We start from the raw sequence: 19,828 nt of genomic DNA on the forward strand, positions 1-19,828 counted from the left end.
TCAGTTTTCAAGGTTCAATATTTCATTAGGCTCTCTTGAGCACCTCTTAAATATAACATTTTTCGCTATAAAGCGTCAAGCTTTTTTTGAAATTTGTTTCTCGCCTTGTTTTGGCGACAAGGAATATAATAACATCTTCAACTAGCAATCGTCAATACTATTTTTCATCTTTTATATAATCATTAAGAAAGGATGCTCAAATCCCTCTTCCTTCCCTTTATAGAGAAGAAACAAGTGACCAATAAAGGAATTTCAGTTCGTTTATAGAAAAGTACTTATAGAAAGTTTTTAAGATGAAGGGAGAGTATATAATGAATGAAGTCATTCATGCCATCCAGGACGATTACCCGGATGATTTCGCGTGGTGCTATGGGTGTGGGCGTCTTAATCAAGATGGACATCACTTCCGGACGGGGGTCGAGGGGGATCATACGGTCACCATCTACACGCCAAAGCCTGAACATACTGCTTTGCCTGGTTTTGTGTATGGCGGGTTGATTGCGTCTTTAATCGACTGTCATGGCACCGGATCAGCGGCGATTGCCCTGCACCGGAAAAATGGCGGGGAGATCGGGGACGGACAAGCGCCTCCCCGCTTCGTGACGGCTTCCCTGAAGGTTGATTTTATGAAACCGACCCCACACAACGTTCCATTAAAAGCGGTGGGAACCGTTCAAGAGATTCACCCGAAGAAATTCATAGTGGAAACAGAAGTGTTTGCAGAAGGGAAGCTGTGTGCCCGTGGTGAAGTGACCGCAGTGGTCATGCCAAAAACGTTTATAAGTGAATAGTATAAATGAAAAGGCAGCCAGGATTCAGGGAAAGCTCCCCTGACATCTTGACTGCCTTTTTCATATCATTCTATAAAATCCACAACTGAATCACCGTAAGCCCCACTACTCCCGGAATACCCAATATCCCTGAAATAGATGAGGTTGCCACATTAATCGGGACGTGGATCCCGTACTGACTGCCAAAGGCGTTCAGGAAGAATAAAAATAGTGCTCCGATCATGACCTTCATGGCGACTTGTCCAACAAACCGAAGCGGCTTGATGGGCGTTCCAGCCGCTAACAGCAATACAATCAGACCGCTGATCACCGCAATGACGATTACTGGGCTCATACCCTTCTCTCCTCTCAACATAGAACATAAATAGTCTCTTATTGAAAGGATATGAAGGTTGTCTACCTTTTTATGACGATCTTTCTATGTTTTGCTTCTCTAAAGAGAAAAAAATATTTGGCTTCTGCAATTTTCGAATGGCAGTGGATGTTCAAATTATAATCCACGCTCATCTCTTCTATGGAACGCTGCTGATTCCAATGATCCTTGGTTTCGTCTAAAACGTGAAGTAAGGATTGGTCATACTCTTTTTTCAGCTTTCCTTTTTTCCGGAAAAACATAGGTATCCTCTCCTTCTTTAAACGTCTCGTCTTCCTTCAAGGGCTTTCGATAAGGTTACTTCATCTGCATACTCAAGATCTCCACCGACAGGAAGTCCATGGGCAATCCTTGTGATCCGGATACCGGATGGTTTGACAAGGCGTGAGATGTACATGGCTGTCGCTTCCCCTTCGATGTTCGGATTGGTGGCAAGGATGACTTCCTGGACTTCATCGCTTTGAAGGCGCTTGATGAGGTCAGGTACATTGATATCCTCAGGACCGATCCCGTCCATCGGGGAAATGGCCCCATGGAGCACGTGATACTGACCGTTATATTCTTTCATCTTCTCCATCGCAATGACATCCTTGGGATCCTGTACGACACAGATGATGCTGCGGTCCCGTCTTTGATCCTCGCAGATATAGCAGGGATCCTGATCCGTAATGTGTCCGCAGACGGAGCAGTAACTCAAGTTCCGTTTTGCATTGACCAGCGCTTTCGCAAAGTCCAATACGGTATCTTCTTTCATGCTTAGAACAAAAAAAGCCAGGCGGGCCGCAGTTTTCGGCCCGATTCCCGGCAATTTCATAAAGCTGTCGATCAGCTTTGATATAGGCTCAGGATAATGCATATGTTTGCCTCCTAGAACATTCCCGGTAGGTTCATTCCTTTAGTGAATTGACCCATGGTTGAGTTCGTTAATTCGTCCGCTTTCTTCAGTGCATCGTTAGTCGCTGCAAGGACTAAGTCTTGTAGCATTTCCACATCATCCGGATCCACCGCTTCTTCGTTGATCTTGACATCAAGGACCTGTTTGTGACCGGAAACAACGACTGTTACCATTCCGCCGCCAGCTGTACCTTCGATTTGCTTTTCACCCAGTTCCTCCTGAGCTTCCGCCATTTTCTTCTGCATCTTTTGCATTTGCTTCATCATATTCTGCATATTACCATTTCCACGCATCATACTATTACCTCCAGTATATTTTTATAAAAATTTAATCATTTAATTCTATTAAATCCATACCGACCAGCTTTTCAGCTTCCTTCAAGAGAGAGTCATCACCTTGGTCCCCCTGGGATGGATCTCCGTCCTCTGTTTTGGAATTCCGGATGAAATCCTCTCTGATGGACATCCACTGATCTTCCGGGATTCCAATAGCCGCATAGCTATTTCCCGTAAGCTCTTCCAATATGGACGCGATCGCCGAAGTAAAAGCTTGGTTCTCCATCGCCATCTGGCAATGGATATCATATTTAAATTTTAACACAAAAGAACCGTTTGTAGCTGCTACAGGTTCAGCATCATTCAATAAGGCCGACTGTGAACGCATCTGGCGTTGGTTCAAGGTTTCAACCATGTCCCCCCAGCGGCTCTTGATCAGGTTAAGGTCTTCCTTCGTAGCGGTCCGGAGTACTTCCTGAATCTTTCCGGTAGGGGCACGGAACCCTTTCTTCGCCCTGATTGGTTTTTTCGCCTGCTGTTGAGCAGGCTCCGCCTGTACCTTGACGCCGTTTGCCTTCAGTTGTTCAATCTCTTTTTCAAGAATTTTGATCTTTTTCATCATATCGTTCACTTCCGGGGAAGAAACGGATGCAGGTGCTTCCATCTGACAGAGCTTGACGATGGAAACCTCCAGGTAGATCCGGGCATGATTTGTGAACTTCATTTCCTGACCGGCCTGATTCAGTACGTCGATGTACTGATAAATCTGCCCGGGTTGGGTCTTTCCGGCCAATTCTTTGAACTCATCGTCGAGCATGACCCTCTCCAGCGATTCTTCCAGGTTGGGTGCCGTTTGATATAAGAGCATATCACGGAAATAAAGGATAAAGTCTTCTGCGAATCTTGCCGGGTCCTTCCCTTGAAACAGGAGTTCCTCAAGCGCCCCTAAGCCCGTCGTCACATCTCTTTCCAGGATCGCTTTCGCCAGGGTATTCAGGTAGCCTTGCGAAACAGCTCCCGTCACCGTCAGGGCGTCTTCCACCGTGACCCGGTCCTGACTGAAGGAAATCGCTTGATCGAGAAGGCTGAGGGCATCACGCATCCCTCCCTCGGCTGCCCTTGCAATGATCGTAAGGGCATTTTCTTCAAAATTCACACCCGATTCCGTAGCAATATGACTCATTCTGCCCACGATATCCCGGGCCGTGATGCGCTTGAAGTCAAATCGCTGACACCGGGAAATGATCGTCAGCGGAATCTTATGGGGCTCGGTCGTCGCCAATATGAAAATGACGTGTTTAGGCGGTTCCTCCAACGTTTTCAGGAGGGCATTGAATGCTCCGATCGACAGCATATGAACTTCATCTATGATATAGACCTTGTACTCGACGACGTTTGGAGAGTATTTCACTTTATCCCGGATGTCCCGGATCTCTTCCACCCCGTTATTGGAAGCGGCATCGATTTCAATGACATCAGGAATGGAACCGTCCGTGATCCCTTTACACGCATCGCACTCATTACAAGGTTCCGCTACAGGCGAACGCTCACAGTTCACGGCTTTTGCCAGGATCTTCGCTGCGCTCGTCTTCCCTGTTCCCCTTGGTCCCGAGAATAAATAGGCATGAGAAATCTTCTGATGAAGGAGGGCATTTTGCAACGTTTTCGTTACATGCTGCTGTCCCACTACATCAATAAATGACTGAGGACGCCACACACGATATAAAGCTTGATATGCCAAAATACTCCCCCCTCTTTTTATGTACTATAGTGTCTCTATTATAACGTAATGTAAATCGCTTTTACAAAGAAAACCGGAGATCAATTTAGGGTTGGCCCAATTCCTTTGTACAAACAAAAAACTCACCCTGAATCGGATGAGTTGTTGTATATAAATGAAACTGCCGTGCACCTTTCGTCGACAAGCATCCATAGGCGTTACTCAAGCAGTTAGCTCGGCCCAGGCAACCCTGCGGCACATGGGAGCTTCCACTTAATGCTGCTTCCTTCCGGACCTGACATGGTTCATGGATTCCCATTGCGCAGGACCCAGGCGTCAACACCACTTACTTGAGGCAGGCCCTACAGAGTGCGAGCCTCGGAAAGGAATTCGGTCTCGCTGGAGCGGATTGCGAGTACAGGGCACCGCTACCTCCCCACCTAGCACGGCAAAATTGATACCATATTTAGTTGCGCCATTAGTGCGACGCAAGATTAAGTATACTAGGATTTACGGTAAAAAGCAATGATGGAATGCTGTAAGTTATTTACAGTCCGTCTCCTTCTTCTTCTCGATCTTCTTCCGTTCCCTCAAGGTTTTAAAAAAGCGGGAAAGGATTCCACCACACTCATCCGACAGTACACCGGCCACTACTTCACACTGGTGGTTGAACCGGTCGTCCTCAAGGAGATTCATTAATGTACCTGCACAGCCCGCTTTCGGGTCATTGGCCCCGTATACGACTTTATCGATTCTCGAAAGGATGATGGCCCCGCTGCACATGGGACATGGTTCAAGTGTGACATAAAGCTCCGCACCTTCCAGCCGCCAGGTCCCAAGTTTCTCACATGCCTCTTGAATGGCCAGTGTTTCGGCATGGGTGATGGCATTTTGGCTCGTTTCCCTCAGGTTATGGGCCCGGGCAATGATCTCATCATCCATGACGATCACCGCGCCAATCGGTACTTCCTGGATCTCAGCCGCTTTTTCTGCTTCTTTCAATGCTTCCTTCATAAACTGTTCTTCTCTTATACCCATTATGTACTCCCGTAAATTTATTTCTCTATTCTTTATAAAATATCCCCTTTCACTCCAAACTATAAAAGAAAGGGGCTTTCACATGATACCTAACAATACTGCTCTTCTGGTCATCGATATTATGAATCCATTCGACTTCAAACACGGGGAAACCCTCGCCCAACACACCGCCGGGATTGTCGAACCCATCAACACACTGCGTCGTTATTGCTTGAAACATCAGCTTCCTACCATCTATATTAACGACCATTATGAGCTTTGGAAAGCAGATTACAAAGAGATTTATAAAAAGTGCCACAACCGGCTGAGCGATTCCATCATGACGCCGCTCCAGCCGACAGACGAAGATTACTTTCTTATTAAACCGAAGCATTCCGCCTTTTATGGTACGGCGCTCAATACACTCCTTCATCATCTGTCTGTGAAGAACCTTATCATCACAGGCATCGCCGGGAATATATGCGTGCTCTTTACAGCCAATGATGCCTATATGAGGGAGTTTAATCTCATGATTCCAAGTGACGCCATCGCATCTGTCAGTGAAGATGATAATCACTACGCCCTGACGATGATGAAGAATGTCTTAAAAGCCACCATCAGCCCAACCGGGGATATCTTATAAAAATCCCTGCACAAAACATATTCATACCTTCCGTTTCATACGCTGATTATAGTGAATGAATTCAAGGAGGGTCTGTTTATGCAAATACATGTTGTCCAGGCGAACCAATCTTTATTTGGTATTGCTCAAGCATATGGATCAACCGTTAAGGATATAGTGGATGCAAATGAGTTGCCGAACCCCAATAACTTAGTGGTCGGCCAATCATTGGTCATCCCGATTATAGGGAGCTTTTATTTCGTTCAACCCGGGGATAGCCTTTGGGGCATCAGCCAAAAGACGGGAGTGCCCTATCAGGAACTGGCACGGGTCAACGGGATCTCTCCCAATCAGCCTTTACAGGTAGGGTTCCGTTTATACATTCCACAGAAACCCAAAGGGAAAGCGGAGTTTAATGGATATGTCGAGCCTTACGGAAAGGAAGTGGCACCGAATCTTGAAGAAAGCGCCAAGGAGGCTGCCCCCTATCTCACATACCTTGCTCCCTTCAGCTTCCAGGCAAAAAGGGATGGAACCTTAAAGGAGCCTCCCCTGGGAAATCTCCTTCAGATAGGCAAAGACAACAAGAACGTCATGATGATGGCCATCACCAATCAAGAAGAGGGGACTTTCAGTGATGAACTGGGACGAATTCTTCTAACGGATCAGAACGTCCAGAATAAGTTCCTGAATAACGTCGTCCAAACGGCCAAGAAATATGGATTCAGGGATATCCACTTTGACTTTGAATATTTACGTCCGCAGGATAAGGAAGCATACAACCAATTTTTAAGAAAAGCGAAACAGCGCTTCAATCAGGAAGGATGGCTGCTTTCAACCGCCCTGGCCCCGAAGACCAGCGCAGATCAAAAAGGAAAATGGTATGAAGCACATGATTATAAAGCACATGGTGAAATTGTCGACTTTGTCGTCATCATGACGTACGAGTGGGGTTACAGCGGGGGGCCCGCCATGGCCGTTTCCCCTATTGGACCGGTTCGTGAGGTCCTTGAGTATGCCGTTTCTGAAATGCCTCCATCCAAGATTCTCATGGGGCAGAATTTATATGGATATGACTGGACACTGCCCTTTGTACAGGGAACTACAGCGAAAGCCATCAGTCCCCAACAAGGGATTAAGATAGCGGCTGATAACAATGTGAAAATCGAGTATGACCAAAAAGCTCAGGCACCATTTTTCAAGTACCGAGATGCCAGTACAGGAAAAGACCATGAAGTATGGTTTGAGGATGCACGCAGCATCCAGGCTAAATTCGAACTGATGAAAGAGCTGAAATTGAGGGGGATGAGCTATTGGAAGCTCGGTCTTTCCTTTCCACAGAACTGGTTGTTAATTTCCGATAATTTCAATGTTGTTAAAAGATAATTAATAGAAGCTGAAGGATGGGTAAATCTATAAACACCTATCCTTCAGCTTTTTATGTGCGTCTTCATAAATACTCCTTCCAGGAAGCCGATATAATGAAGGTGATGTGTTTTCTCTATTGCAGGAAATATCCTGAACAAACCATCCATATATTGTGTTACAATAATTCCTGTCGTAATTTTTTACAACTATATTCGAGAAAAGATTGCCGTACTATGAGGAGGACAATTAATGGGGCGCATTCCTTTCATTACCGTTGAAGGCCCGATTGGAATAGGAAAAACCTCTCTTGCAAAAGCGATTTCCGACCATTTTCAATTTCACCTGTTAAAAGAAATCGTAGATGAAAACCCATTCTTAGATAAATTTTATGATGACATTGAAGAGTGGAGTTTTCAGACAGAGATGTTTTTCTTATGCAATCGATATAAGCAATTAGAAGATATCGAGAAACACTACTTGTCACAACATAAATCTGTCGTAGCAGATTACCATATTCTTAAAAACATCATCTTCGCAAAACGTACGTTGAAAGATGAACAACAATTCAAGAAATACCTCAACATCTATGACATCCTGACATCGGACATGCCAAGGCCCAATGTGGTCATTTACTTGAACGCAAGCCTGGATACGCTCCTGAAGCGGATCGAAAAAAGAGGACGCGATTTCGAAAAGAAGATCAGCCCTCTGTACCTGAAGCAGCTGTCACTTGATTATGAAGAATATATGAATACCTTCGAAGAAACACACCCGGATATCCCTGTTCTTCGTTTTAATGGCGACCACGTAGACTTCGTTCAAAACAAAGAAGATCTGGATCATATTCTGACTCAATTAGAGACTACACTTAAAAAAGGAGTTCACTATCATGAATCTTCGCACTAAATACGGGATTCCCAGTAATGCCGTGATCACCATTGCCGGAACGGTCGGTGTCGGGAAATCCACTATGACGAACGGTTTGGCCAATGCACTCGGCTTCCGGACGTCGTTTGAAAAAGTGGATACGAATCCATATCTCGATAAATTTTATCAGGACTTTAAAAGCTGGAGCTTCCATCTTCAAGTCTATTTCCTGGCAGAACGCTTCAAAGAGCAGAAGAAAATCTTTGAATATGGAGGCGGCTTCATTCAGGATCGTTCCATTTATGAAGATACAGGCATCTTCGCACGCATGCATTATGAAAAAGGGAATATGAGCGAAATCGATTATGAAACGTATACAAGTCTTTTCGATGCCATGGTCATGACACCGTACTTCCCGCACCCTGACCTGTTGATCTATCTGGAAGGATCCATCGATAACGTCGTGGACCGCATCCGTGAGCGCGGTCGCCCGATGGAACAGCAAACACCAGTTGCGTACTGGGAAGAAATGCACGAGCGCTACGAAAACTGGATCAATTCCTTTAACGCCTGTCCTGTCCTAAGACTCGACATCAGCGAATACGACCTCGTCAACGACCAAAACTCCATCGAGCCAATCGTCGAACGAATCGGCTACTTCATTGAACAAACGAGAATGTTAAAGAGCTAAAAATCAAAAAGACTACTCTGGCCAATGCGGCAAGGGTAGTCTTTTTGTATATAAAATGGAAAGCGAAGCGGTTCCCCTCACCATCCAGCACTCAATAACTGACAGGGCCAGGCTGACGATATGTCAGGAAACACTCTAAACACCATCCATCCGTTTATTTCCATTTAGAAAGAGGTATATGTAATAATAAACCATGAATAAAGGAGATGAAGGAATGATGGAATCGAAACAATTTTATTATGTGGACATAAGCAGTGGGGACATTTTACAGGATCCGCATCAAAACGCGAGTCCGAGCTATCGGATATTCGCCACTCCTACAGAAGTAAACGAGCTCAAAATGCTCTTTAACGATAATTATGATGATGACATGTCGACCATGAGACGCGCTCAGGTCCCTTTCCGCCAATACCATAATTCACCGGAAGACGATCACTATGATCAATCGATGAGGGATATTTATGCGAAGATTTACTTGCTGGGGGATGAAGAAGCACGCAGTCATATCACTGCGATCGGTGTACTCGAAAACACGTCCGATCACCATATGAGGGAAGACATCAAGAACCTTAAGTAAAAGGGACCGGTTCTTTGGACATGGGGATAAAATAAAAAAATTCGTTACATAAAATGTAACGAATTTATCTCCAATGTTTATGCGCTATGGTTATAAAAAAATCAATGGAGGAGGAAGGGGGATTCGAACCCCCGCGGGCTGTTACACCCCTGTCGGTTTTCAAGACCGATCCCTTCAGCCGGACTTGGGTATTCCTCCGTATCGACAAGAACTATAATATCATGGTGTACAAATGGAGTCAAGCATATTTATAAAAAAAATATAAAAGAAGTCTCACGGATAAGCGTGAGACTTCTTTGGACTGGGTTAAGTCCTTTATTTGATAACTTCCACTCCACCCATATACGGACGAAGAGCTTCTGGAACAACGACTGATCCATCTTCCTGCTGATAGTTTTCCAAAATGGCTGCTACCGTACGTCCGATCGCTAAACCAGATCCATTTAGCGTATGCACATGTTCAGGCTTGGCATTCGGCTCTCTTCTGAAACGGATGTTGGCACGTCTCGCCTGGAAGCTTTCGAAATTACTGCAAGAAGAAATCTCGCGGTAGGTCCCGTAGCTTGGGATCCAGACTTCAATGTCGTATTTCTTCGCGGCAGTGAAGCCTAAGTCCGCTGTACACATAGACAACACTCGGTAAGGAAGGCCAAGTAATTGAAGGACTTTTTCAGCATGGCCCGTCAATTCCTCTAATGCATCATAAGAATCTTCCGGCTTCACGAAGCGGACAAGCTCCACTTTGTTGAACTGATGCTGACGGATCAACCCTCTTGTATCGCGCCCGGCAGATCCGGCTTCAGAACGGAAATTGGCACTGTATGCAACATAGCTTACCGGCAGTTCGTCGGCCTTCAGGATTTCATCACGATGATAGTTTGTCACAGGTACTTCCGCTGTCGGGACTAAGAAATAGTCTTCGCTCTCGATCCTGAAAGCATCCTCCTCAAACTTAGGAAGCTGACCGGTTCCAGTCATACTCGCTCTGTTCACAAGGAATGGAGGAATCATTTCCGTATAGCCGTGCTCATCCATGTGAAGGTCCATCATGAAGTTGATAAGGGCTCTTTCAAGCCTTGCTCCGAGTCCTTTATAGAAAACGAAACGGCTTCCCGTCACTTTTCCTGCCCGTTCGAAATCAAGGATTCCAAGTCCTGTTGCAATGTCCCAGTGGGGCTGTGCTTCGAAATCAAAATCACGGACTTCTCCCCACTTACGCGCTTCAATATTGTCGTCCTCTGTTTCACCTACAGGTACAGATTCATGAGGAATGTTTGGAATAGAAAGAAGGATACGCTCCAATTCTTCTTCGATGCCTCTTAGTTCATCGTCCAGCTTTTTCACCATGGCCCCGACTTCACGCATTTCGACGATCATGTCCTGGGCATCTTTTTTCTCTTTCTTAAGCTCGGCAATTTGTTGAGATACATCATTACGCTTGCTTTTTAACTCTTCACTTTCCACAAGCAGTTCTCTTCTTCTTTTATCAAGCTCTTCAAACTTGCCGAAGTCCTCCAGGTTTTCACCGCGGTGCTGCAGGCGCGCTTTTACATCTTCCAGATTGTTACGTAAATACTTAATGTCTAACATGTAAGTTTCTCTCCTTTTTATAAAAAATAAAAAACCCCCATCCCTGGTAAAAGGGACGGAGGTTCCGCGTTGCCACCCTAATTGAAGACGCAAAGCATCTTCCTCTTAAGAGATGGTAACGGAATCACCGAAAATACCTACTTCATTCAGTACTTCACTCAAGGATGGATTCGTAAAGCTCTTGCGTCGATTCTCACCGGCCATCGACTCTCTTAAGCAAGCCTTCTTCACTACTATTTCCTATCAACGATTTAAATTTTAATTGGTTATTTCATAATCTACTACAATGTTTTCCATTTTGCAATAGAATTATGCGATTGTTTTTTCCATGCTTTCCTTCACCATCTCAACGAAGAACGAAGTCAAACGATGGTCATCCGTCAATTCAGGATGGAAGGAACAGCCAAGGAATTGTCCGTGCCGTGCAAGCACGATACGCCCGTTATGCTTCGCAAGGATTTCAACATCTTCCCCCGCTTCCACGATATGCGGAGCACGGATGAAGACGGCATTGAATCCTTCCCCTACATGGGCTATCGAAAGATCCGCTTCAAAGCTTTCTTTTTGACGGCCAAAGGAATTACGCTCCACCGTCACATCCATCACACCAAGATGAGGTTCATCGTATCCGACAATGTGTTTTGCTAAGAGAATCAATCCGGCACATGTCCCGAAAATCGGCTTCCCCTCTGCCGCGAATTGTCTCAACGGCTCCATAAAGCCATAACGGTCGATCAGCCTTCTCATGGTCGTACTTTCCCCACCCGGCATGATCAGCCCCTGAATCTCTTCCAGCTGCTCTACACGCTTGATGACGATCGCCTTGGCACCTGAGGCTTCAATTGAACGTACATGCTCTCTGACGGCACCTTGAAGTCCTAATACACCGATATTCAACATAGAATCACACCTTACCATCCACGGTCTTGCATACGGTTTTCAGGTAAAATAGAAGAAATTTCTACTCCCTTCATTGCTACACCAAGCTCTTTTGATAGCTCTGCGATTAACTTGTAATCTTGATAATGAGTAGTCGCTTCTACAATCGCTCTCGCGAATTTCTCAGGATTCTCTGATTTAAAGATACCAGAACCTACGAATACTCCGTCAGCTCCTAATTCCATCATAAGAGCCGCATCAGCTGGTGTGGCAATTCCGCCTGCAGCAAAGTTTACAACAGGTAAACGGCCATTTTCTTTAATTTCTAATAATAATTCGTATGGAGCTCCCAAAAGTTTAGCTTCTGTCATGATTTCATCTTCATTCATGCTTACAAGCTTGCGAACCTGAGCATTCACTTTACGCATATGACGAACTGCTTCAACGATATTACCTGTTCCAGGCTCACCCTTTGTACGAAGCATAGATGCTCCTTCACCGATACGGCGGGCAGCTTCACCTAAATCACGGCACCCACATACGAATGGCACGGTGAAATCTCTTTTATTCAAATGGTACTCTTCATCAGCAGGCGTTAATACTTCACTTTCATCAAGGTAGTCAACACCCATTGACTCAAGAACTCTTGCCTCTACAATATGACCAATACGAGCCTTTGCCATTACAGGAATCGACACAGCGCCCATTACTTCTTCAATAATACGAGGGTCTGCCATTCTTGCTACTCCACCTGCAGCACGGATGTCTGCTGGAACTCGTTCTAAAGCCATTACTGCCACTGCACCCGCAGCTTCAGCAATCTTCGCCTGCTCTGCATTGACAACGTCCATGATGACGCCGCCCTTTTGCATCTCAGCCATACCTCTTTTTACACGATCTGTACCAGTCTTCATATCTATATCCCCCTTATATTTATCCCTTGTCTATCCCACAACTTCCCAAAAAAGGAAGGAAACGTGACTAAAACAATCGGATTGATTATGTAACCCTACTGCTAAATAAACAATAAAAACAAGCTTATGTCAAGACGAAAAGCGAAGGCGGCTTGCTCAGGCCCGACAAGCATAAGATGAATATGCCGGAAAGTCGTTCTTTGCCTTTTTGGCATATTTAGCTTATGACCTCGAGGGCCTAGCCGCTGGAGCTGGACATTGCGAAAAGCGGAAGCGGCTTGTTCTGGGGCGACAAGCATAAGACGAGTAACCCGGAAAGGCGTTTTTTGCCTTTTTGGGTTACTTGGCTTATGACCTCGAGCCCCAAGCCGCTGGAGCTGGACAAGACGAAAAGCGGAAGCGGCTTGCTCAGGCCCGACAAGCATATCATGGTAATCCCTCATGTTCCTTTGTATAGTTCCCTTCAGCCAAACGAATATAAAAAAACACCAAGACCTGTTCAACTTAAGTCTTGGTGTTTCAATATATTAGAACCAGCCTTTAACCGTAGAAGTAATGGAATTCCAGATGTCTCCGAAGAATCCACCAACCGCTCTCATGGAAAGGACGAACCAGTTTGCTTTCTCGACACCATCCACGGTAACAACAGATGCCTTTGAAGCATTGGTCCCTTTATCCGTCAGGTACCCTAAATCTTTCTTGCCTTTCGCTTCTAACATGACATAGCCGACCTTTTCCCCTTTTTTCACAGGAGCCGTCAATTCGCCATCATCATTCAGCTTTTTCTTATCCAATACAAATTTTGGCTTGTACTGATCTTCTTCTCCGTTCTTGATCACCATGCTTAACGGAGCATCGGTTTTGATTTGAACTTCTTTTTCTTTACCTTTTTCAACTGAAAGTGTCTTTTGACCTTTTACCTGGTAGTCAGCAGGAAGGACTTCTTCCATAGTGAAATTAGAAAAAGCGTAATCCAACATTTTTCTTGTTTCATTAAATCGTGCATCATAAGAATTTTCACCAGAACTTATATCTACGTTCATGACCACTGTAATATAGCGCATTCCGTCTCTTTCAGCTGTTCCGGTAAAACACCCACCCGCAAAATCAGTCGTACCGGTTTTCAGACCATCCATGCCTTCGTATTCACGGATCAGTCCAGGCAGCATCCAGTTCCAGTTTTTCATATTGAAAGCATCTTCTGTACCTTCAGCGAACGTTTTCTTAGCCATGCTTGATGTTTTCAAAATTTCCGGATAATCTTTCATTAACCGGTAAGCAAGTGTTGCTGTATCTTTGGCAGACATCACATTTTCTTCATCTGCTCCGCCTACTACTTGATCCACATAAGGAGCTAAATCTTTATTATTCAAACCTGTCACATTGACAAATTTATAGTTTTCCAAGCCCAGTTCTTTCGCTTTATCATTCATCATTTTGACAAACTTTTCTTGAGACCCGGCAACAGTTTCCGCTATAGCCATTGCAGCTGCATTCGCAGATTCAATCGCCATGGCTTCATACAAATCTTTAATCTTATATGTTCCTTCTTCCCTTAATGGAACATTACTCAAATTATCATTATGAGACATGTTAGAAATGTTTGTAGGTACTGTATACGTTTGATTCCATTTCACTTTACCTTCTTTTATAGCTTCAAGCAGCACGTACTCTGTCATCATTTTCGTCATACTGGCAATTCCTTGAGCAGTATCCGAATTCTTTTCGTACAAAATCTTACCTGTACTAGCCTCTACTAAAATCGCAGCTTTTGCGTTAACGTCCAAATCACCTTGAGCATTGGCAGGTTTCTGAACCATACTCATTGCCATCATAAAAACCATCATACAAACAAAAGATTTTTGAATCCAACTTCTTTTCACTGTTAGCCCTCCAAGATTTTATGTACACCTTCGTTATTTTATCATAGTTCCAAAGGTAAGAATAGACAGAGAATATGACTAGTTTTGGCATGGGTCAAGGGACTTGCGGCCTTTATAAAAATGCGAAAAATCACCATTCCAGCCAAATAAAAAAAGCTGATCAGGAATTTCCGATCAGCTTTTGTCATTATTTTCTTATAAAGAGTAGTTTGGTGCTTCTTTCGTAATCTGAACGTCATGGGGATGACTTTCACGAAGTCCGGCACCTGTCATTTTAATGAACTGTGCCTGCTCCCTCAATTCGTACAAGTCCTTCGTTCCGCAATATCCCATGCCGGAACGCAAGCCTCCGACCAGCTGATACAATGTATCGGCTAAAGGTCCTTTATAAGGAATACGGCCTTCGATACCTTCTGGAACGAACTTTTTCGCTTCTTCTTGGAAATAGCGGTCCTTCGATCCTTTTTCCATGGAGCTGACGGATCCCATTCCTCTATATACTTTAAAACGGCGCCCTTGGAAGATTTCTGTTTCGCCAGGGCTTTCAGATGTTCCGGCCAATAAGCTGCCCAGCATGACAGCATGTCCACCGGCTGCCAGGGCTTTCACGATATCACCAGAGTACTTGATTCCTCCGTCAGCGATGATGCTCTTCCCATGCTTTCTGGCTTCCGTCGCACAATCATAGACAGCGGTAATTTGTGGAACACCGACACCTGCCACAACGCGGGTCGTACAGATCGAACCAGGTCCGATTCCCACCTTGACCACATCCGCACCCGCTTCAATCAATTCTCTTGTCGCTTCGGCAGTGGCTACATTTCCGGCTACGATATTTAACGTTGGATAAGCTTCGCGGATTTCACGAACAATAGAAAGGACTCCGGCTGAATGTCCGTGAGCCGTATCGATCACGATGACATCTACATGTGCTTTTACTAAATGTTCTACGCGGGTTAAGGTATCTTTTGAAATCCCTACAGCTGCTCCAACCAATAAACGCCCTTGAGCATCTTTGGCTGAATTTGGGAATTCGATGACTTTTTCAATATCCTTGATCGTAATCAACCCTTTAAGCGTTCCTTCTTGATCGATCAAAGGCAGTTTCTCGATTTTATACTGCTGAAGAATTTTTTCCGCTTCTTCCAGGGTAGTGCCGACAGGAGCTGTTACAAGATCTTCCTTCGTCATCACATCCGAGATCTGGATCGAATAATCCTGAATGAAACGAAGATCACGATTCGTCAAGATCCCGACCAGCTTCTGTTCCTGCTCGTTGTTCACAATCGGAACACCGGAAATTCTATATTTGCCCATCAAGTGCTCTGCTGCAAAAACTTGATGATCCGGAGTTAAAAAGAATGGATCAGAAATAACTCCACTTTCGGAACGTTTTACTTTATCGACCTGCTCAGCTTGCTGTTCAATACTCATATTCTTGTGGATGATACCAAGTCCACCCGTTCGAGCCATTGCAATCGCCATTTCAGCTTCGGTTACGGTGTCCATCCCTGCACTGATCACAGGAACATTCAGCCTAATTGAATCTGTAAGCTCAACAGAGATATTTACATCCTTTGGTAATACCTCTGATTTAGCCGGTAATAATAAGACATCATCAAACGTTAAACCTTCTTTAGCAAATTTAGAATCCCACATGTTTTCGGCCTCCCTAGTCCCAAAATATTATTAGTAGGTTATCAATTGGTTAAAATACTGTCAAGAAGAATAGAATTAATTTAATTTTTCAGAATAATTAGAAGGTGATCTATTGAGCAAAATACGTCAACACTGGGACTTCATCCACTATTTTCAGTCAGCTGAATACTCCCAGAAGTTTCTAAAAAAATGCTATGAAAAAATCGGGGCTTCTCAAGCTGAAATGAAAAGTTACGACAACTGTTATCCATTCATGTATTACCTGGAACAGGGAGAGCTTTACTATAAACAAGCGATGATCTCTCCCCTTTCACTCAAGCCCATCTTGCTCTTCTATGGCTATATTCACTTTATTAAAGCCATCGTCTTAACGGAGGATCCTGAATACCCTGAAACAACCACCGTTCTTGCCCATGGGATCACGTCAAGAAAAAGGAAGAAGCAACAGTACAGATTTCTTCAAGATGAAGTGAAGGTGCAGAAAAATGGGTTATTCTCACATTTTTCAGACCTCCTGTTCCACGTGAAACATATCGTGGGAGAAAAATACAAAATGGAAGATCTGCTCGTCCAAATACCCGAGCTTGAAGAAGCGTTTCTTGTATTACTTAAAAAAAAGACCATGTTCTGGTTCAATCACAAGAATGAACTGAACATCGACGAACCGTTGCTGTCACACTTTCATATGTCGGAGGGGCTGTTTAAACAATACCTGAATGAAAAATGTGCAGCGGATTTGAACTGGATAGCACCGGATACGCTACAAGTACCTTTTCACGAGGAAAACCTGCCAATCAGGTGGCACTTACACAACGACACGCTGGCCCTGCCCGGAATCCGGAATGACGTCACTTCCATTCCCGAAGTGCTGATCCATTACGCCATCCTTTATAACCTGAGCATGATAGCCCGGTATGAAACAGAATGGTGGGTGGAACTGTTAAAAAACCGCACCAACGAAGACTATCCGATCATCACAACTTTTATCAACGTCACAACAGAAAAAGCACCATATCTTCTGCTTAAGATACTCAAAGATAAAATCTAGGGAAAAGAGGAAGGAAAAGCATCTCCTCTTTCCCTATTCTGCTTGAAGTAACTTTTTAATATCCTCCTCGATTTTACGAGGATTGGTTTGTGGCGAATACCGATCAAATACCTCTCCCGTCTTCCCAACCAGAAACTTAGTGAAATTCCACTTAATCCCCGAAACGAGCACACCCTTCTTCTCCTGTGTCAGAAAAGTAAACAATGGATGAGCTGTCTTCCCCTTCACATCAACCTTAGAAAACATAGGGAACGATACTCCATAATTCACCTGACAAAACTCTATGATCTCATCCTGATCAGCGAACTCCTGGTTCATAAACTGATCACATGGGAATCCAAGTACAACAAGACCCTCTTCCTTATACTCCTCATACAGGCCCTGCAGTTCTTCAAACTGAGGCGTAAAGCCACACTTGCTGGCAGTATTCACAATCAGCATCACCTTGCCCTGATACTCCTTCAGAGACGTCACAGATCCATCCGCTCTTTTCACGCTAAAATCATATATTGTCGTCATATGTTCTTCTCTCCTTGATTGATAAACTTACTTACATAATACGTTAGGAGACCTGAGGATAGCAATTTTGAGCATGTGACGGGAGAGGAGATGGAGGGTGGAAGTTGGATAGGCGGTGGGTGTGGGACATGTTGTGGTAGAGCGTGTGGTGAAATGCGTGTGGCGGTGGCTGGTAGGTGAAGTAGTCGGACGTCAGAAATCGGATATCCGATTTCATGCATAGCCAATCACCTTTTACAATCTGAGTTTAAGAGGATGAGATTTCCATAGTTCAAGAAAAAGTAGATTAAATGCTCATGAAAAGAGCAATTAGAACCATANNTATGGTTCTAATTGCTCTTTAGCTTAATCAAGAGAGAGATTACTGCTGCGAAATATATCCTGGGAAGGGTCAGGTCTTAACTAATTGCGTCGTTTTTTAATTTTTTGCGTCATAATCGGCGGTGATTGCGTCATTTTTTAATTTTTTGCGTCGTTTTAGAGGGTTATTGCGTATTTTTCCATTTTATTCGATTAAGTCCATATAATTGTGTAAAAAGAAAGAGTCATTTTATTCCTTCTTGTCAACACTGTTTTCAACGACGATAAACAATGAGAAGAGGAATAAAGATGACTCAATTACAGTTTAACCTAGATTTGGATTCTTTAAAAGAAGCAGTAATAAATTCTAATATCGAAACGGTGGTCCGATCAGCCATCGTCCTTGTATTAAATGAATACATGGAAAGGGAGAGAGACCAATACCTACAAGCAGCTTCCTACGAACGATCTACTGATCGTTTAGATTATCGTAACGGTTACTATGAGCGTGATTTCACAATGAGTGTTGGGAAAATCAAATTGAAGGTACCACGCACCCGTAATGGAGATTTTTCTCCTTCCATATTTGAAAAGTACTCACGTTGTGATCAAGCTTTTGTCCTTTCAATGCTTGAAATGGTGATCAATGGTGTTTCTACCCGTAAGGTTACTCATATTGTGGAACAGCTTTGTGGTGAAACAGTTTCAAAATCATTCGTTTCTTCCCTGACTCAAAAATTAGATCCTATCATTAATGATTGGGCAAAGAGACCTTTAAACGGAACTTATTTTCCATTTCTATTTGTAGATGCCATGTATATAAAAGTCCGCGAACACCATCGTGTCGTTTCAAAAGCCGTCTACATTGCGACAGCTCTTACAGAGAAAAATAATCGTGAGATTTTAGGATTAATGGTCGATCATGCCGAGAGCTATGAGAGTTGGAGTAGGTTCTTTCAACAGCTGAAATCGCGCGGTTTACAATCACCTAAGCTTGTAATTTCAGATGCCCATAAGGGTCTACAAAAAGCTGTGCTCCGTGAATTTATTGGAACCAGTTGGCAGAGGTGTAATGTACATTTCAAACGAAATATTATCAACCAACTCCCTAAGAAAGATTCCAAAGAAATTAGAACTATGATTAAGCGGGTATTTGAAGCTGTCAAAATCGAAGATATGAGGAACTTTAAAGAAGAACTGATGAGTCAGTTTAGCGAGAATAAAAAATATGAAAAAGCGTTGGCCATCTTAGATGAAGGCTTTGAAGATACCATACAGTACATGGAGCACCCTGAGGAAATTCGACCACACATTCGTAGTACAAACAGTTTGGAACGCTTAAACCAAGAGGTTCGAAGAAGAGAAAAGGTCATACGGATTTTTCCTAATACGCAGTCAGCTTTTCGGTTGGTTGGGGCAGTATTATTTCATTACCAACAGACCAATTATTCAAAAAGAAAATTCTTTTAAAAGCCCTAAGCATTTTGAATGAAACTTCCCATTCCAATGGTGTCATAGCCAGGGAAGGCTGTNNACAGCCTTCCCTGGCTATGAAGAAATTAATTATGGAAGTTTCGCAAAAAAATGTTGAATAGAATACCTATATTCGATTTAAAGTTGAAAAAGACAAGTATGGAATTTACACAATATAAAGGACTTGACTTTTTATTCCTTTATGCATTCCTTTTTCACAGGGCTTCCCGCACCGCCAACAGGAAGACCGACTGTTCCTAAAAAAGCGTCTCTTCCGCTTTTTTTTCACTTCTCTCTTTTCAAAAAAACCAAAACAAAAAGAGCAGCCCAAATGAGCTACTCTTTTCAAATATTGCCTGGCGACGTC

Annotated in this window: 20 protein-coding genes, 1 tRNA gene, 1 other RNA gene and 1 other annotated feature; of the genes, 8 read left to right on the forward strand and 14 right to left on the reverse strand. The window is 43.8% G+C overall.

The genetic code is table 11. From position 1 onward, the window contains the following. Window positions 1–311: 311 nt before the first annotated feature. On the forward strand, window positions 312–791 hold the full coding sequence (locus tag CN378_RS16820; RefSeq protein WP_098353658.1) for a PaaI family thioesterase: 480 nt from the start codon (window positions 312–314) through the stop codon (window positions 789–791). Window positions 792–861: 70 nt separating this feature from the next. Here CN378_RS16820 and CN378_RS16825 read toward each other — a convergent pair whose 3' ends face one another. From CN378_RS16825 to tadA, 7 genes are all read right to left on the reverse strand, one after another. Further along, the gene (locus tag CN378_RS16825) at window positions 862–1,125 is read right to left on the reverse strand and encodes a pro-sigmaK processing inhibitor BofA family protein (protein ID WP_098353659.1); all 264 of its coding nucleotides are present in this window, start codon (window positions 1,123–1,125) and stop codon (window positions 862–864) included. A gap of 62 nt (window positions 1,126–1,187) precedes the next feature. Continuing rightward, on the reverse strand, window positions 1,188–1,406 hold the full coding sequence (locus tag CN378_RS16830) for a YaaL family protein (RefSeq protein WP_034766121.1): 219 nt from the start codon (window positions 1,404–1,406) through the stop codon (window positions 1,188–1,190). Between the two features lie 17 nt (window positions 1,407–1,423). Then, window positions 1,424–2,020 (reverse strand): recombination mediator RecR, encoded by a 597-nt coding sequence (gene recR / locus CN378_RS16835; protein WP_034766119.1) that lies wholly within the window; start codon window positions 2,018–2,020, stop codon window positions 1,424–1,426. Between the two features lie 11 nt (window positions 2,021–2,031). Beyond that, complete coding sequence (locus CN378_RS16840) at window positions 2,032–2,355, reverse strand: YbaB/EbfC family nucleoid-associated protein (RefSeq protein WP_173104273.1); 324 nt, start codon at window positions 2,353–2,355, stop codon at window positions 2,032–2,034. Between the two features lie 31 nt (window positions 2,356–2,386). Then, entirely contained in the window at window positions 2,387–4,075 is a 1,689-nt protein-coding gene (gene dnaX, locus CN378_RS16845) for a DNA polymerase III subunit gamma/tau (protein ID WP_098353660.1), read from the reverse strand. A gap of 163 nt (window positions 4,076–4,238) precedes the next feature. After that, window positions 4,239–4,503, reverse strand: an RNA gene (gene ffs / locus CN378_RS16850) — signal recognition particle sRNA large type. Between the two features lie 94 nt (window positions 4,504–4,597). Continuing rightward, complete coding sequence (gene tadA / locus CN378_RS16855) at window positions 4,598–5,092, reverse strand: tRNA adenosine(34) deaminase TadA (RefSeq protein ID WP_098353661.1); 495 nt, start codon at window positions 5,090–5,092, stop codon at window positions 4,598–4,600. 82 nt (window positions 5,093–5,174) lie between these two features. Here tadA and CN378_RS16860 point away from each other — a divergent pair, with 82 nt between their 5' ends. The 5 genes from CN378_RS16860 (at window position 5,175) to CN378_RS16880 (ending at window position 9,196) form a co-directional block, all read left to right on the forward strand. Continuing rightward, the gene (locus CN378_RS16860; protein ID WP_098353662.1) at window positions 5,175–5,714 is read left to right on the forward strand and encodes a cysteine hydrolase family protein; all 540 of its coding nucleotides are present in this window, start codon (window positions 5,175–5,177) and stop codon (window positions 5,712–5,714) included. A 78-nt stretch (window positions 5,715–5,792) separates the two neighbouring features. Then, window positions 5,793–7,079, forward strand: coding sequence for a glycoside hydrolase family 18 protein (locus tag CN378_RS16865; protein ID WP_098353663.1), 1,287 nt, complete (start codon window positions 5,793–5,795; stop codon window positions 7,077–7,079). Window positions 7,080–7,310: 231 nt separating this feature from the next. Beyond that, entirely contained in the window at window positions 7,311–7,967 is a 657-nt protein-coding gene (locus tag CN378_RS16870) for a deoxynucleoside kinase (protein WP_098353664.1), read from the forward strand. Beyond that, on the forward strand, window positions 7,951–8,619 hold the full coding sequence (locus CN378_RS16875; RefSeq protein ID WP_098353665.1) for a deoxynucleoside kinase: 669 nt from the start codon (window positions 7,951–7,953) through the stop codon (window positions 8,617–8,619). Before CN378_RS16870 ends, CN378_RS16875 begins: the two co-directional genes overlap by 17 nt. Window positions 8,620–8,833: 214 nt before the next feature. Then, the gene (locus tag CN378_RS16880; protein WP_098353666.1) at window positions 8,834–9,196 is read left to right on the forward strand and encodes a hydrolase; all 363 of its coding nucleotides are present in this window, start codon (window positions 8,834–8,836) and stop codon (window positions 9,194–9,196) included. A 105-nt stretch (window positions 9,197–9,301) separates the two neighbouring features. Here the strand turns inward: CN378_RS16880 and CN378_RS16885 are convergent. The 6 genes from CN378_RS16885 to guaB all read right to left on the reverse strand — a co-directional run bounded on the left by CN378_RS16885 (window position 9,302) and on the right by guaB (window position 16,121). Then, window positions 9,302–9,394, reverse strand: a tRNA-Ser gene (locus CN378_RS16885). 117 nt (window positions 9,395–9,511) lie between these two features. Next, window positions 9,512–10,786 carry a serine--tRNA ligase gene (gene serS / locus CN378_RS16890; protein WP_098353667.1) on the reverse strand — a complete coding sequence of 425 codons (1,275 nt, stop codon included), beginning with the start codon at window positions 10,784–10,786 and terminating at the stop codon, window positions 9,512–9,514. A 48-nt stretch (window positions 10,787–10,834) separates the two neighbouring features. Continuing rightward, window positions 10,835–11,042, reverse strand: a binding site (T-box leader). A 53-nt stretch (window positions 11,043–11,095) separates the two neighbouring features. Further along, on the reverse strand, window positions 11,096–11,686 hold the full coding sequence (pdxT, locus tag CN378_RS16895) for a pyridoxal 5'-phosphate synthase glutaminase subunit PdxT (protein WP_098353668.1): 591 nt from the start codon (window positions 11,684–11,686) through the stop codon (window positions 11,096–11,098). 11 nt (window positions 11,687–11,697) lie between these two features. Further along, the gene (pdxS, locus tag CN378_RS16900; protein ID WP_044340693.1) at window positions 11,698–12,579 is read right to left on the reverse strand and encodes a pyridoxal 5'-phosphate synthase lyase subunit PdxS; all 882 of its coding nucleotides are present in this window, start codon (window positions 12,577–12,579) and stop codon (window positions 11,698–11,700) included. Window positions 12,580–13,106: 527 nt separating this feature from the next. Next, entirely contained in the window at window positions 13,107–14,426 is a 1,320-nt protein-coding gene (locus tag CN378_RS16910) for a D-alanyl-D-alanine carboxypeptidase family protein (RefSeq protein WP_098353674.1), read from the reverse strand. Window positions 14,427–14,657: 231 nt separating this feature from the next. Further along, window positions 14,658–16,121, reverse strand: a complete 1,464-nt coding sequence (gene guaB / locus CN378_RS16915) for an IMP dehydrogenase (protein WP_098353670.1) — start codon at window positions 16,119–16,121, stop codon at window positions 14,658–14,660. 112 nt (window positions 16,122–16,233) lie between these two features. On the opposite strand from guaB, the gene CN378_RS16920 reads away from it, so the two are divergent. Beyond that, entirely contained in the window at window positions 16,234–17,169 is a 936-nt protein-coding gene (locus CN378_RS16920) for a YaaC family protein (RefSeq protein ID WP_257141181.1), read from the forward strand. A gap of 33 nt (window positions 17,170–17,202) precedes the next feature. Here CN378_RS16920 and CN378_RS16925 read toward each other — a convergent pair whose 3' ends face one another. Beyond that, a complete protein-coding gene (locus CN378_RS16925) occupies window positions 17,203–17,688 on the reverse strand; it encodes a glutathione peroxidase (RefSeq protein WP_098353671.1) in 486 nt (161 codons plus the stop codon). A 609-nt stretch (window positions 17,689–18,297) separates the two neighbouring features. Between CN378_RS16925 and CN378_RS16930 the strand changes: the two genes are divergently transcribed. After that, window positions 18,298–19,458, forward strand: a complete 1,161-nt coding sequence (locus CN378_RS16930; RefSeq protein ID WP_098353672.1) for an IS256 family transposase — start codon at window positions 18,298–18,300, stop codon at window positions 19,456–19,458. Window positions 19,459–19,828 lie beyond the last annotated feature (370 nt).

It is taken from the genome of Bacillus sp. AFS015802 (genome assembly GCF_002561455.1).
Classification (GTDB): Bacteria; Bacillota; Bacilli; order Bacillales; family Bacillaceae_B; genus Rossellomorea.